Genomic DNA, 13,665 nt, shown 5'->3' with positions numbered 1-13,665 from the left:
GATGCCCCGGCATATATTCCTGCTTCCGCTTCTGATGAGCCTGAATGCCGGCTTCGTGGATACCGCCGGCTTTCTGGCGCTCCAAGGACTGTTCACTGCGCACGTCACCGGCAATTTCGTCACGTTCGGAGCGGCGATGGTGCTCGGCACGTCCGGCGGCCGCGCCAAGCTCCTCGCGCTTCCCGTCTTCTGCCTGGTCGTGATCACCACACGGATGTTCAGCTTCTTCCTGCCTACGATTGGGTTGCCGATCTTCCGCTCGATGATGGCCCTCAAGGTGGTGCTTCTCGCCATAGGCGGTGCCTGCGCCATCCAGTTCGGGCCGTTCGTCCAGGGCGATTCTTGGCAGGCGATCTGCACCGGCATGATCCTGGTCGCCGCGATGGCCATTCAGAATGCGGCGCACCGGATCCATATGGGTAGCGAGCCTCCCACTACGCTGATGACCGGCACGACAACCCAGATCATGATCGACGTCGCGGACGTCCTGCGCGGCGCGCCAGCATCGGTACTGACCGTAGCCAGGCCGCGGCTCGGCAAGATGGCGGCGAGCGTGGCTGCCTTTGCGTTGGGCTGCGCCGCTGGTGCATGGCTCTACGCGAAGTTCGGGACCTGGTGTTTCGTCTTGCCTCCGCTGATCGCGTTCCCGGCGGTGTTCCTGGCCGCGCCCGAGCCTAAGTGACCGGGTGCCGACCGTTGGAGTCGAGGTGTGTCGATCGGTGCCCGGCCGTGAGGCCAGAGTCTCCTGTTCAGGTGGCCATCGCATGCTGCTTCGCTTTGGCCAGCCAGGCGCGGGCGAGCGCGACGTCGATCTGCGAAAGCTGATGGCCTACCGGCAGGATGCGATGATCCACCTTGGCTCCCGCCGCCGACAGCATCGCGGCGAGCGCATCCGCGTTGTCGGATGGAACGATGGGATCCTGCTGTCCGGACACGATCAAGACCGGCTTTCCGTCGAGATGCGCGGCGGGCGGGTCCGTCAGCGGGACCATGGCGCGCAGCAGGATCGCTCCGGAGAGCGCCCGGGGATCCATCAGCAGAAGCGCGGCGGCGATGTTGGCGCCGTTCGAGTAGCCCACGGCGAGCGGTGCGTCGATGCCGTAGCGTTCCCGGGCGACCTGGACGAACTCTCCGAGCTCGAGCGCGCGATCACGCACGTCTTCCTCGTCGAACACGCCCTCCGCAAGGCGACGAAAGAAGCGTGGCATCCCGTTCTCGAGCACGCGGCCCCTGGGCGACAGGAGCGGGGAGCCCGGCGAGATCATGGTGCCGAGCTGCAGCAGATCGTTCTCGTCGCCGCCCGTGCCGTGAAGCAGCAGGAGCGGCGGCGCGCCCGTCCGATCGCCCGGTTCGAAGCGATGGGTGAATGGAGAATTTGCGGTCATCATGCGGCTCCTTGAAGTTCAGGCAGAACGCCCTCGATTTCCTTGCGGTGCGACTCCAGGAAGCTCGGCAGTTTCAGATCGCGGCCGAGCGTCTCGACCGGTTCGTCAACCGCGAATCCCGGAATGTCCGTCGCGATCTCGAACAGCACGCCGCCCGGCTCCCGGAAGTAGATCGATCGGAAGTAGTTGCGGTCCTTCTGTTCGGTGGGATGAAGCCCATGATTGCTGACAAGCTTCTCGGCCATGCTTCCCTGTTCGGCGTCGTCCTTGGCGCGGAATGCGATGTGGTGCACCGAGCCGCGGCCCTGTCTGCCGCGCAGGAAGCCCTTCGCCTCATAGATGTCGACCACGTTGCCATTCGCGTCGCCGGGCGCCATGAACCGGATCACGGAGCCTTCGCGGGCAGTCTCGCGAAACCCGAACACGTCGGTAAGGACCTTTGCGGTCCTCGTCGCATCCTCGATCAGGAGAGTGACGCCTTGGAAGCCGCGGATCGCATGTTCCTCCGGCACGTCGCCGTTGCTCCATCCCGCTTCGTCCGCAGCGCCGGCGACCCCGACGAGGGCGAGAGCCATGCCGTCCGGATCTGAAAAGGCGAGCACCGGCTCGCCAAAGCGCTTTTCCAGCGCCTCGAACTTGATCCCCTTCTCGAGGAAGCGCTGCGTCCAGTAGCCGATGGAGCGCTGCGGGACCCGGAAAGTCGTCTGGTGGGTTTCGCCGACTCCGCGACGGCCCTCCGGAGCTCCTTCCCAGGGAAAGAATGTGAGGATCGTGCCGGGGCGGCCGGTCTCGTCGCCGTAATAGAAATGGTAGGTCGCCGGATCGTCGAAGTTGACGGTCTTCTTGACGAACCGCAGCCCGAGATCCCGCGTGTAGAAGCTGTAGTTCTTATGCGAGTCGCCTGCGACGGCGGTGACGTGGTGAATGCCTGACATGTTGATCTCCGGGGTTTGCAGTTCGGCTTGGTTCTGCTCCCCATATCGGGCAGCTTTGATTTGAGAACAATCCATGCTTTTATGTCGCCTCTGTTTACGTTTTGGCGACAATGGGGTGGGAATGGACAAGCTGGCCAGTCTGAGGGCTTTTGTGAAGGTGGTCGAAAGCGGGAGCTTCTCCGAGGCCGGCCGTCAGTTGCGGCTGTCCAGGTCAGCCATGAGCAAATACGTTTCTGACCTCGAGGAGAGCCTCGGAGTGCAGCTTCTCAACCGGACCACCAGGCACGCCAGCGCCAACGAGAACGGCCAGCTCTACTACGAGCGGGCGCTGGTGATCCTCTCCGAGCTCGAGGCCGCCGATCAGGCGGTGACGCATTTGCAGTCGACCCCGCGCGGCCTTCTGCGCATCAACGCGCCGATGTCGTTCGGCACGATCAGGCTGGGGCCGGCGCTCGCCGACTTCATGATCAAGTATCCGGAGATGCAGCTTCAGCTCGTGCTGGGCGACAACTTGGTCGATCCGGTCCAGGACGGCTTCGATGTGACTCTTCGGATCGCGGAACTTGAATCGTCCAGTCTGATCGCGAGGAAGATCGCGCCGATGCCAAGGGTGATCTGCGCTTCGTCCGATTATCTGAAGCGGCACGGTACGCCTCGTCACCCGCAGGACCTGCGCGGTCACGTCTCGCTAACGTACGGGTTCCTGCTCACGGGCAACCAGTGGAAACTGACGGGGGCGGACGGAGAGCACTGGATTCAGCCGGCCTGGTCGCTGTGCGTCAACAATGCGGAGGTGCTGCGCGACGTCGCCCTGAAGGGGCGGGGCGTGGCGCTGATACCCGAATTCATCGCGAGAGAGGCTCTGCAGAAGGGGCGTTTGAAGGAGGTCCTGAAGGATTTCTGGGCGCCGCCATTGGCGTTGTACGCGATCTATCCGCCTACCAGGCACCTGTCGATCAAGGTGCGGCTCTTCATCGATTTTCTCGTCGAACGTTTCGGGCGCGAAGTCGAACCGCAAGGAAAATGAAGGGAGGCGATCGCGTCCGGTACGTCTCAGGCAGCTCCGCAGATCGGAAGATGGAGCGGTGCACGACCTTCTGAGGGCAATGCGCCATTCCATCCCGTTCCGTGACCGCTGGCAGGTCACTGCGCCCTTTTGCGACGTCAGACACGTCTCGGCCGTCGCACGCTCACCAGCGAGCCTAAAACAACCGGCAGAACCCAGGCGGCTTCCGCAGGGCGGCCTGCTCAGGCGAAAAGTTAGCCGTAGCGTCCCAGCAGCTTGCCGAGAGAGATCGAACTGGCAGAAGCCACCGCCACCCGCCCGAGCCGCGTAACGCGGCGCCTCCGGTCGGTCAGGGCGCGCTATCCGGCCTCGGCGAATTCAAGCTCGGGTAGTCGAGATAACCCAGATCCGAACCACCATAGAACCCGAACGGTTGTGGCGGGTTGTAGGGGCCGCCCGCCCGGATCCGGGCCGGAAGGTCCGGATTGGCGAGAAACAGGCGCCCGAACGCGACCGCGTCCGCTTCGCCGGAGCTCACGATCTCGACGGCTCGCTCGGGAGTGATGCCGGCGTTGACGATGAGCGGCCCGCGATAGATATCGCGGAATATCGGAAGCATCCGGCCGAAGTCGGGGGCGCCGGTCCAGGCGTTGGTGTCGGCCAGGTGAAGGTAGGCGAGCCCCGCAGTTCGCAGCCACTCTGCGAGCCCTCCATAGGTATCTTCCGGATTGGGGTCTCGGGTGCTGTTGTAGTCGGCGAACGGCGAGAGTCTCAGTCCGATCCGCGACCTCGCAATGGCCTCGGCGATCGCCGCGACGATCTCGACGAGCAATCTCGATCGGCCCTCGACGCTCCCACCATAGTCGTCGGTCCGCAGATTGATAGTCGGCGAAAGAAATTGATGCACGAGATAGCCGTTGGCGCCGTGGATCTCCACGCCGTCGAAACCCGCGCGCGCGGCGTTGGCCGCGGCTACTCCGAACTCGTTCACGGCGTCCTGGATCTCGCGGACGGTCATCGCTCGCGACGGCGTGGCGGCGATGCGCACGTAGGCGCCGTTGGCCAGGAGCGCCCACACCTGCAGCCGGTCCAGATCGTCGTTGACGCCGGATGGCGACAGCGGCTGCTCGTCCGACAGCAGCCCGCGCGCACTCGCGCGACCGCCGTGCCAAAGCTGGGCGACGATGCGACCGCCTTCTTCGTGGACCCGACCGACGACGGTTTTCCAAGCCTCGGTCTGTTCGTCCGTCCACAGTCCGGGCGCCCGATCGAAGGCGTTGGACTTTGGGCCCACGTTGATGCCTTCGGTTATGATCAAGCCGGCGCTCGCGCGCGAGCCGTAGTATTCCGACGCGGAAGAATTGATGACGCCGCGCTCGTCCGCCCGCGAACGCGTCATCGGCGCCATCACCGTTCGGTTCGCCAGACCGATATCGCCCAGCGCCGTCGATTCGAAGAGATCCGCCATTTATCGCACTCCTGTCGTGTTGTGTTGAGCGGCAGCCGGCCGTCTAGTCGGTGGTTCTGTCCCGCGACCAGCGATTGCCGAGCGCGAGGCCGTAGTCGTAGAGAGCGTTGCCGTACTCGAGTTGCTGCCGCTCCGTGGATCGGAGGGCGACGTCGACGTTGGCGCGCGCAGACTTCAGCGCGCGCGCGAGGGTCGATGCCTCGTAGGCGGCCTTGGCAGTGCCTCCTGCCGTGTGGGGGCGCACGACGAAAGCAGCGTCGCCGGTCACCAGGACCCGGCCGAACAGGGTTTTCGGCACCGTCACGTCGAGAATGCTCTGAAGGAAGGGGTCCGGCGTCGCCGAGACCAGCGCGGCCATCTTCGGATGGATCTCGCGCAGGGCGCGTTCCCGCAGACCGGCTACCGTCCTCTCGGGCGCGGTGCCTCGCGGCAGCGACGAGCGATGCCGCACGCCGTTCTTGTCGGTCAGCACGTCGGCGATCTCGGCCAGGCTCACGTGCACATACCACACCCAGTTGAGGCGTCGCGATCCGGCTGCCACCGCGCCGTCGCTTCCCGGGATGAAGTACGCCAGCATGTGGCCGCCGCTGCGCGCTTCGGAAAACGTGAAGAGATCGTCGAAGAAGGGCAGGAGATCCGAAGGAACGCTGCTTTCCTCGACGGTACCTCTCCAGGCCACGTACCCGGCGTAGCGCGCCTCGACTTCGGGAAGCATCTTCCGGCGGATCGGCGAGCCGGAGCCGTCGGCTGCGATGAACAGATCGCTTTCCACCGTCGTCCCGTCGCGGAGCGTCACCGAGACCTTCGAGCCGGTCTGCGACGCCGAGACCACTTCGGAGCCGGGCCGGTAGCACTCGTCCGGAACGGCGGCCCGCAGCGCCGCGTGGATGGCCTCCCAGGAGGTGAATTCCTGCGGCATCTGCTGCAGGACGCCGTCGCCTCCCTCCGGATCCAGGTATCGCCTGCCGCGGCAGGTGGTGAAGGGAAGGGGACCGGCGCCGTTTTCCTGCAGCAGTCGTATGAGTTCGTTTTGCACGACGATTCCCGCGCCACGCGCTATCATCTGGCCCGGCAGGCGTTCGTGGACCGTTACGGTCGCACCGAGCTTGCGAAGGACGATGGCATTACATAGTCCGGCGACCGAGCCGCCGCTGATCGTCACCGCGAAGTCGTGGTCGGCGTGCCAACTCATCCGTTTCTCCGATTCATGTTCGTGCGCTCATTCCAGGTGCGCGCCCAATTCGCGACCGGACGCGGCGACCGCCGCGTTGGCCTGGAGCCGTTCCTGTCCGTAGTCCCGGAGTGCGTCATCGAGCGACTTCGATGAAAGGTGATTCCGCAAGGCGAGCGCGTCTGCCGCGGCCTTGGCGATGCCCATCCCGGTGTGGGGACGCACCACGAAGGCTGCGTCCCCCGCCAGTGCGATCCGTCGGGAAACCATGCGCTTCGTTTCGTAGTCGAAGACCCCCTGCACGAATGGATGGGCGGTCGCTTCGATCGCTGCGGCGAAAGCAGGAGGCAGGAGCCGCGTGGCATCTTCGACGAGCCTGTTGCGCGCGCTCTCGGACACGGCACCCGGAGGGAGGGAATGCGGATGGATTCGGCCTTCACCGTCCGTGAGCACTTCGTCCCTCGCGTGCGATCCGGCGGCCGGCCGGTACCAGACCCAATTGTACCTGCGACTTCCGAGCTCGGTTTCGCCGTGCGGTCCGGGCACCAGGAAGCCGATCACGTGGGAACGCGGCATTCGGAAATAGGCAAAGCGCTCGAGCAGTTCGTCGGCCGCCAAGCCGGGCAGCGCCGCCTCCGGAAGAAGGCCGCGCCACCCCACGTAGCCCGCGTAGAGATTGGTTGCGGAAGGGCCGTCGACGGCGGCTCGCGAAACCGATGCGATCCCGTCGGCGCCGATCGCCAGGTCGGCGAACGTCTCGCTTCCGTCGGAAAAGCCAAGTGCCACCTGATCCGCGTCCTCGCGGATGTGTTCGATGCGCCGGTCGAGCCGATAGGAGCCCCGAGGCATGTGCTGGCGGAAGACGCGGTAGATGTAGTCCCAGGAGATCTGCGCTTGCGGGGGCATCTTCCGATCGACGACGCCGCCCGAAGGGCCGAACACGATGCGCTCTCGCGCAATCACGCCGACGCGCGCCACGTGCTCGCATCCGGACGCGCGCAGAATGGCGAATGTCTCGCGCTTGCCGAGAAGGCCGGCGCCGCGACCTTCGAGCCCATGGACGGATCGCTCGTACACCGATACGTCATGTCCATCGCGGGCGAGCAGCGATGCCGCGAACAATCCGGCAAGCGAACCTCCGACGACCGCGATGCGCATGGCTGGCAACCTCCAGGTCCGACGATCAGAAATCGGCTTCAGTGATGGGCTGGATCGCCGTTCCGACCGAAAGCGGTCGGCAGCTGTAGCAGCAGTCCCGCCGTCGCAAGGGCGGCGCCATAGCCGCACACGCCGAGCCACGACAGGTGCGCGTGGGCCCAGCTCGCACCCAGCGAGCCGAGGGAGCCGCCGACGAACATCGCGGTCATGAAAACGGTATTCAGCCTGCTCCGTGCCTCTGGACGGAGCGCGAATATCAGGTGCTGATTGGAGACGAGCGCGGCGTTCACGCCCACGTCGAGCAACACGACGCCGACGGTCAGTCCGGCGAGCGAATTCCAGCCGGCGAAGACGGCCCAGGATGACAGCGTGATAGCCGCAGCGATCGCGATCACCAGGTGAGGTCCGCGCTTGTCGGCCACGCGACCGGCGAGCGGCGCCGCCAGGATACCGGACGCACCGATCACTCCAAACAGGCCGGCGATCTCGGCTCCCAGTCCGAATGCCGGCTCCTGGAGATGCAGGGACAGGACGGTCCAGAACGCGATGAACGAGGCGAACAGCATCGCCTGCGTCGCAGCGGCCAGTCGAAGCGCCGGCTCCTCGACGACGAGATGGATCAGCGATCGCAGGGCGGCGGTGTAGCCGATGCTGTGCGTCGGATGGTGCCGTGGCAGAGTCAAACGCACCAGTGCGGCGGCGCCCAGCGCCAACGGCGCACCGAGCCAAAACATCTCGCGCCAACCGAAGTGGGCTCCGACGAAGCCGGCGATGGTCCGGCTGAGCAGAATGCCGCCCAGGATTCCGCTCACCACCGTTCCGACCGCGGCGCCTCTGGTCCGGTTATCCGCGAGCGTCGCGGCGAACGGAACGATCTGCTGGGCCACGGTGGCCGCCACGCCGAGCGTGAGCGAGGCTACGATCAATGCGAGCGTGGACGGGGCGACGGCCGCAAGTGCCAGAGCCAACGCGAGGACAACGAATTGCACCGTGATGAGGCGCCGTCTCTCGAAGAGGTCGCCCAACGGGACCAGGAAGAGCAGGCCGACTGCATAGCCGAATTGCGTGGCCGTGGGTACGAGGCCGATGACGGAGGAGTTCGGATAGTGCGCCTCGATCATGCCCAGCAGAGGCTGATTGTAGTAGATGTTTGCGACCGCGATGCCGGCGCAAAGCGCCATGGCAAACGTGCGTGCGCGGGTGAGTTCGGGGACCCGCTGCTCCGTGAGCGTGGACGATGACATGGCTAAAATCCTTGTTGCTGGGCGCGCAGCTTCGGTTCCGCGGCTCCGACACTTGACTTCGAGCAGAGCAACAGTTAATTTATCAACTGATAAATAGCAAGATCGTTCCGCCGGCCGTACTGCTTTTCTTCGAACCGGGCCGCTTTGGCGGTGGGCTGGTGTTGTGAGTCCGCATCGAGCCAGAGCTAGGACGTCGTTTCCCGGAGCCGTATTGGACTCCGTGCCGGCGCTTTGGACTGTCTCGCTCCAATGCACGTCGCGGCGATCCGCAGAAAGAGCAACTGAGGAGGCCTCCGCCGTTGAGGATCGACGAAAAGGTGCTCGAGCCGCCATCGACAGTTTGTTCAAACGCCGCATCAAACTGAAAAGACCACGGAGCGGCTCGGCCGATAGTGCGGTTTCGTTCGGTAGGGGAAGGACGATGAAGCTCCGGTCTATGTTGTTCGTCGTGCTCGCCGTCGGATCGGTCGCCGCGGCGGGGGCGCTTTTCTATGCATGGGAAACACCGATTCCGCCTATCGAACCACAGTCGGTCGGCGCGCCGGATCGCGACGACGCGAAACGGGGAGCAAGCCTCGCGCTGCTCGGGGACTGCGCCACGTGCCACACGGCGCCTGGCGGAGCGCCCTATGCCGGAGGCCTGGCGATGCCGACCCCGTTCGGTACGATCTTCTCGACCAACATCACGCCGGATCCGCAAACCGGCGTCGGGCGATGGTCCGAGCAGGCTTTCATTCGTGCCCTGCGCGCGGGAGTGGATCGCGAAGGCCGCCATCTCTATCCGGCATTCCCCTACGATCATTTCACGCGGGTGTCGGACGATGATGCGAAGGCGCTGTACGCCTTCTTCATGTCCATCGATCCGGTCAACTCGTCGCCGCCGCCGAACCAGTTTCTCTTTCCTCTCAACGTGCGCCTGACGCTCGCCGGTTGGAAGCTGCTGTTTCTGCGCCAGGCGCGCTTCGTGGCCGATCCGTCGAAGGATGAGACATGGAACAGGGGAAAGTATCTGGTCGACGGGCTTGGGCACTGCGGCGCTTGTCATTCTCCCCGCAATCTGCTCGGGGCGGAAAGAACGTCGGCCAGCTTCGAAGGAGGCGAGGCCGAAGGCTGGCGCGCTTACGCGCTCGGGCGAAGTTCTCGATCGCCTGTCCCGTGGGACGAGGCTGCCCTGACCGAGTATCTCGCGACGGGCGCCCATGCGCAGCACGGCACCGCTCAGGGGCCCATGGCCAACGTCGTCGACAACCTGTCCTTGGTCGCTCCCGCCGATGTGAGCGCGATGGCCCACTATCTCGCCTCGCTTGGCAAAGGCGAGGGACGGAGTGACGTGAAGATGCCGGCTTCCTCGGGCCCGGGACGTCTGCCGCAGGTCGCCGGCGCACAGGCGGCGACGCCGACCCTGCCGGCCGACCCGGGCCAAGCCACCTACACCGCCGTTTGCGCCTCGTGCCACGAAGGCGACCGGCCGTTACCGCTGGGCGGCATGAGGCTCGGTCTGTCCACTGCAGTCGCCGGCGAGACCCCGACGAACCTAATCAATCTCGTGGTGCGAGGAATACCGGCATCCACCGGCGGCACTTCGCGTCCGATCATGCCCGGCTTCGGGGATGTTCTCGACGACCGGCAGATCTCGGATCTCGCGGACTATCTACGCAGTCGGGTTGCCGGGAAGCGGCAGTGGGACGGGACGGCCAAAGCGATCGCGGAAGCAAGAGCAAACCCGTGAGACCCCTGGACAACGATCAGCGGAAGTTTCGGTGAGGCATTATGACGACACTGACGGTTAACGGTGAGACCCGATCGATCGAGGCGAGCCCGGACACTCCGCTGCTCTACGTTCTCAGGGACGAACTCGGGCTAAACGCCGCGAAGTACGGATGCGGTCTCGGTCAGTGCGGAGCTTGCACCGTCATGGTCGACGGCAAGGCCGTTTTCTCCTGCATCACGCCTGTGATGCTGCTGCAGGGCCGGACGATCACCACGCTCGAAGGACTGGGGACCGTGGAGGCGCCGGGCCCGATGCAGCGCGCCTTCATCGCGGAGCAGGCGGCACAGTGTGGGTTTTGCATTCCGGGCATGATGATGCGGGCGCAGGCGCTGCTGAACCGCGAACCGCACGCAACCGATGAATCGATCAGGGCCGAGCTCCAGCCTCACCTGTGCCGGTGCGGAACGCACATGCGTATCCTGCGTGCGGTCCGGCGCGCGGCGGAAGACATGAAGCCGAAGACTGCCCAGGCGAGGACCGAACGATGACACATGCCCTCTCGCGGCGCAGCGTATTGTCCGGCGCCGGCGCTCTCATGGTGGCTTTCCGGCTTTCCGGAGCGTGCGCACAAACCGAAACCGGAACCGGTGGCAGCCCCTCGAAGCGCGGGTTGCCCGGAAGCCTCGAGGACACCCCGAAAATAGACTCCTGGATCCGCATCGACGCGTCCGGAGCCGTCACGATTATCACCGGAAAGGCCGAGCTTGGCCAAGGTCTCAAGACGGCGCTGCTCCAGGTCGCGGCGGAGGAGCTCAAGGTCTCCTTGGACCGCCTGACGCTGGTCACGGCGGATACCGCGCGGACGCCGAACGAAGGCTACACGGCCGCAAGCCACTCGATGCAGGATTCGGGCACGGCAATTCGGCACGCCGCGGCACAGGCGCGGGAGATCCTCGTCGCCGAGGCGGCGCGAAGGCTGGGTGTCGCGGCCGCCTCGCTGCAGGTCCGCGACGGCGAGGTATTCGGCCCCGATCGCAAGCGCGTGGGATACGGAGACTTGGTTCGCGATCAACTGTTGTCCGTCGACGCGAAGCAGACCTCGCCGTTGACGTCGCCGGCGGACTTCGTCGTGATGAATCGATCCGTACCGCGCATCGATGTCCCCGCCAAGGTGACGGGAGGGAGCGCCTACGTCCAGGATCTGCGGCTCGAGGGAATGCTGCATGGTCGCGTCGTTCGTCCGCCAAGTTACGGAGCCACGCTGCGCGACTGTGATCTCGCCCAGGTCGAGCGGATGAGCGGCATAGCCAAGGTCGTTCGAGACGGCAACTTTCTAGGCGTGCTCGCAGGCCGAGAATGGACGGCCATCCAGGGTATGCGGACTCTCGCGGCGACAACGACCTGGACCGAGCAGCAAACTCTTCCGGACAGCGCGGGGCTGCCGGCGGCTCTGATGCATCTGCCTTCGAAAGACACGACGATTCACGATGCGGGAAGTCCGGGCAAGCCGGGAATCGTGGTCGAAGGGATCTTTAGCAGACCCTATCTCACGCACGGCTCGATCGGTCCGTCCTGCGCGATAGCGCAATTCCAGGATGGGAAACTCACGGTCTGGACCCATACGCAAGGCGTGTTCTTCCTCCGCGGCGCGATTGCCGGCATGCTGCGGATGGCGCCCGAGAACGTCCGCTGCATCCATGCGGAGGGCGCCGGCTGCTATGGGCACAATGGCGCCGACGACGCGGCGGCCGACGCGGCGATGCTCGCGCTCGCGATGCCGGGTCGGCCGATCAGGGTCCAACTGATGCGCGAACAGGAGCACGCGTGGGATCCGTTCGGGCCGGGCATGGTGGTCAAGCTCAAGGCGGCGGTCGGAGCGGACGGTACGATTGCGGATTGGCACCATGAGGTTTGGAGCCAGTCGCACATGATGCGGCCTGGCCCTCCTGGGACGCTCGTCGCCGCCCGGCTGAAATCCGACGCCTTCCCGCCGCCGCCCCCGATCGCGCTGGCTCAGCCGGAAGGCGGCGGCGATCGAAATGCTATTCCTCTCTATGCGATCGCCAATTCCAAGGTGATCAGTCACTTTCTGCCGGACATGCCCTTGCGCGGCTCCTCGATGCGCTCGCTCGGAGGCTACCTGAACGTCCTCTCGATCGAGAGCGTCCTCGACGAATTGGCGGCGCGATCAGGTCAGGACCCGGTGGCGTTTCGGCTTCGGCACACCGTCGATTCCCGGGCGCGAGAGGTCATCGAAACGGCGGCATCGCGCTTCGGTTGGGCAGCTCGGGTCAAGGCTTCGGCGAGCACCGGCTTCGGCTTCGGCCTTGCACGCTACAAGAACCTTGAGGCCTGGTGCGCGGTCGCGGTCGAGATCGAGCTTCCGCGCCAGAGTGGCGTGGTTCGCGTCCGTCGCGTCGTGGCGGCAGTGGACACCGGCCAGGTGGTCAATCCGGACGGTGTTCGCAATCAGATCGAGGGCGGCATTCTGCAGTCGATGAGCTGGACGCTCTTCGAGCGGGTGACCTTCGACCGCACCCGCGTGACGTCGGTGGACTGGTCGGCCTATCCGATCATGCGCTTCGACGGCGTCCCGGAATCGGTCGAAGTCGATCTGGTAGATCGGCCGGGCGATGTCTTCTACGGCGTCGCCGAGGCTGCGCAAGGGCCGACGGGAGCGGCGATCGCCAACGCGATCAGGGATGCAGCCGGCGTGCGGCTGTATGAACTTCCGTTCACGGCGGCCCGTATCAAGAAAGCGCTCGCCGTCTGATCGGAGGAGATTAAGCCATCGCAGGCTTACGACGCGCCAGTACCCCACGCGAACGATGCGTGCGCGCCGGCCGGACCTAGGCGGTTGCCTTCGCGGGCAGCACGGAGCGAATGCCGCCGAGGAACGTCGTCACCTTTGCATCGATGATCGAATTGACATCCGTCTCGAGCGGCATCGAGTAGATGAATTGACGCACTCCCAGATAGAAGATCGCCGCGTGAAGTCCCCACACCATCTCGATTTCGAGAACGGTGATCGGTAGCTCGTCGGTGGAGGGGCGTCCGTACTCGACCCTGATCTCCTCGATCACTCTATCGAAGGCGCGCTCGCGCAACATTTTGAGATAGCGGGCATTCAAGCCGAGGTCCTTCAGGCCCGCGAACATGAACAGACGGATCCACTCATATGTGAGAATGACCTCGGCGTATTCGCGATAGAAGTGGATCAGCCTCGCCTTCAGAGGGGTCGAGCGATCGGTGATGATCTTTTCCCAGGACGGCTTCCATCGCCCGACGAAAACCTCCTGATACACCCGCTCGATCAGAGCTTCCTTGCTCGGAAAGTAGCGGTAGAGCAGGGGCTGGGTGATGCGCAGCCGTTTCGCGAGTTCTCGGGTCTGGCCTTCGAACCCGTACTCGGCGAAAAAGGACACCGCCTCCCGAGCGATGATGGCCTCGCGCTCCGACGGGTCCAGCCTCTGCGGCTCTCGAATCTGCGCTCGCGCGCGCGCTCTGTTGGGCTGCTTCACACCTGAAATTTCTGCTTTGTGGGTCTTCTGCATTCCATATACCCGTTTCGTGGTCCCGCCGACCCG

At 64.9% G+C, this 13,665-nt stretch carries 12 protein-coding genes; 5 read left to right on the top strand and 7 right to left on the bottom strand.

Annotated elements, in window-relative coordinates; translation table 11 throughout:
* Nucleotide 1: 1 nt before the first annotated feature.
* On the top strand, nucleotides 2–682 hold the full coding sequence (locus V1280_RS21865) for a YoaK family protein (protein ID WP_334528660.1): 681 nt from the start codon (nucleotides 2–4) through the stop codon (nucleotides 680–682).
* 67 nt (nucleotides 683–749) lie between these two features.
* Here the strand turns inward: V1280_RS21865 and V1280_RS21860 are convergent, their stop codons facing one another.
* Both V1280_RS21860 and V1280_RS21855 read right to left on the bottom strand, forming a co-directional pair.
* Nucleotides 750–1,385 carry an alpha/beta hydrolase gene (locus V1280_RS21860; RefSeq protein WP_334528658.1) on the bottom strand — a complete coding sequence of 212 codons (636 nt, stop codon included), beginning with the start codon at nucleotides 1,383–1,385 and terminating at the stop codon, nucleotides 750–752.
* Nucleotides 1,385–2,320 carry a ring-cleaving dioxygenase gene (locus V1280_RS21855; protein ID WP_334528657.1) on the bottom strand — a complete coding sequence of 312 codons (936 nt, stop codon included), beginning with the start codon at nucleotides 2,318–2,320 and terminating at the stop codon, nucleotides 1,385–1,387. The genes V1280_RS21860 and V1280_RS21855 overlap by 1 nt, the downstream gene beginning before the upstream one ends.
* 121 nt (nucleotides 2,321–2,441) lie before the next feature.
* On the opposite strand from V1280_RS21855, the gene V1280_RS21850 reads away from it, so the two are divergent.
* Nucleotides 2,442–3,347: a LysR family transcriptional regulator gene (locus V1280_RS21850; RefSeq protein WP_334528655.1), complete on the top strand. Its 906-nt coding sequence runs from the start codon at nucleotides 2,442–2,444 to the stop codon at nucleotides 3,345–3,347.
* Between the two features lie 328 nt (nucleotides 3,348–3,675).
* On the opposite strand, the gene V1280_RS21845 is transcribed toward V1280_RS21850, so the two are convergent.
* The 4 genes from V1280_RS21845 to V1280_RS21830 are packed head-to-tail and all read right to left on the bottom strand — an operon-like array spanning nucleotide 3,676 to nucleotide 8,367.
* A complete protein-coding gene (locus tag V1280_RS21845; protein ID WP_334528653.1) occupies nucleotides 3,676–4,794 on the bottom strand; it encodes an alkene reductase in 1,119 nt (372 codons plus the stop codon).
* 43 nt (nucleotides 4,795–4,837) lie between these two features.
* Nucleotides 4,838–5,986 carry an FAD binding domain-containing protein gene (locus tag V1280_RS21840; RefSeq protein WP_334528651.1) on the bottom strand — a complete coding sequence of 383 codons (1,149 nt, stop codon included), beginning with the start codon at nucleotides 5,984–5,986 and terminating at the stop codon, nucleotides 4,838–4,840.
* Between the two features lie 27 nt (nucleotides 5,987–6,013).
* A complete protein-coding gene (locus V1280_RS21835; RefSeq protein ID WP_334528648.1) occupies nucleotides 6,014–7,123 on the bottom strand; it encodes an FAD binding domain-containing protein in 1,110 nt (369 codons plus the stop codon).
* 38 nt (nucleotides 7,124–7,161) lie between these two features.
* Nucleotides 7,162–8,367 (bottom strand): MFS transporter, encoded by a 1,206-nt coding sequence (locus V1280_RS21830; protein WP_334528646.1) that lies wholly within the window; start codon nucleotides 8,365–8,367, stop codon nucleotides 7,162–7,164.
* A gap of 436 nt (nucleotides 8,368–8,803) precedes the next feature.
* On the opposite strand from V1280_RS21830, the gene V1280_RS21825 reads away from it, so the two are divergent.
* Genes V1280_RS21825 through V1280_RS21815 form a run of 3 tightly spaced genes read left to right on the top strand, consistent with a single transcriptional unit; the run spans nucleotide 8,804 to nucleotide 12,851 of the window.
* A complete protein-coding gene (locus V1280_RS21825; protein WP_334528643.1) occupies nucleotides 8,804–10,096 on the top strand; it encodes a c-type cytochrome in 1,293 nt (430 codons plus the stop codon).
* Nucleotides 10,097–10,137: 41 nt separating this feature from the next.
* On the top strand, nucleotides 10,138–10,626 hold the full coding sequence (locus tag V1280_RS21820) for a (2Fe-2S)-binding protein (RefSeq protein WP_334528640.1): 489 nt from the start codon (nucleotides 10,138–10,140) through the stop codon (nucleotides 10,624–10,626).
* Nucleotides 10,623–12,851: a xanthine dehydrogenase family protein molybdopterin-binding subunit gene (locus V1280_RS21815; RefSeq protein ID WP_334528637.1), complete on the top strand. Its 2,229-nt coding sequence runs from the start codon at nucleotides 10,623–10,625 to the stop codon at nucleotides 12,849–12,851. The genes V1280_RS21820 and V1280_RS21815 overlap by 4 nt, the downstream gene beginning before the upstream one ends.
* A 76-nt stretch (nucleotides 12,852–12,927) precedes the next feature.
* On the opposite strand, the gene V1280_RS21810 is transcribed toward V1280_RS21815, so the two are convergent.
* Nucleotides 12,928–13,599, bottom strand: a complete 672-nt coding sequence (locus V1280_RS21810; RefSeq protein ID WP_334538378.1) for a TetR/AcrR family transcriptional regulator — start codon at nucleotides 13,597–13,599, stop codon at nucleotides 12,928–12,930.
* Between the last annotated feature and the right edge of the window lie 66 nt (nucleotides 13,600–13,665).

The sequence above is a fragment of the Bradyrhizobium sp. AZCC 2230 genome, from assembly GCF_036924495.1.
Classification (GTDB): Bacteria; Pseudomonadota; Alphaproteobacteria; order Rhizobiales; family Xanthobacteraceae; genus Bradyrhizobium; species Bradyrhizobium rifense.
Note: the sequence above shows the minus strand (reverse complement) of the source record. Positions and strands in the feature narration are given on the sequence as shown.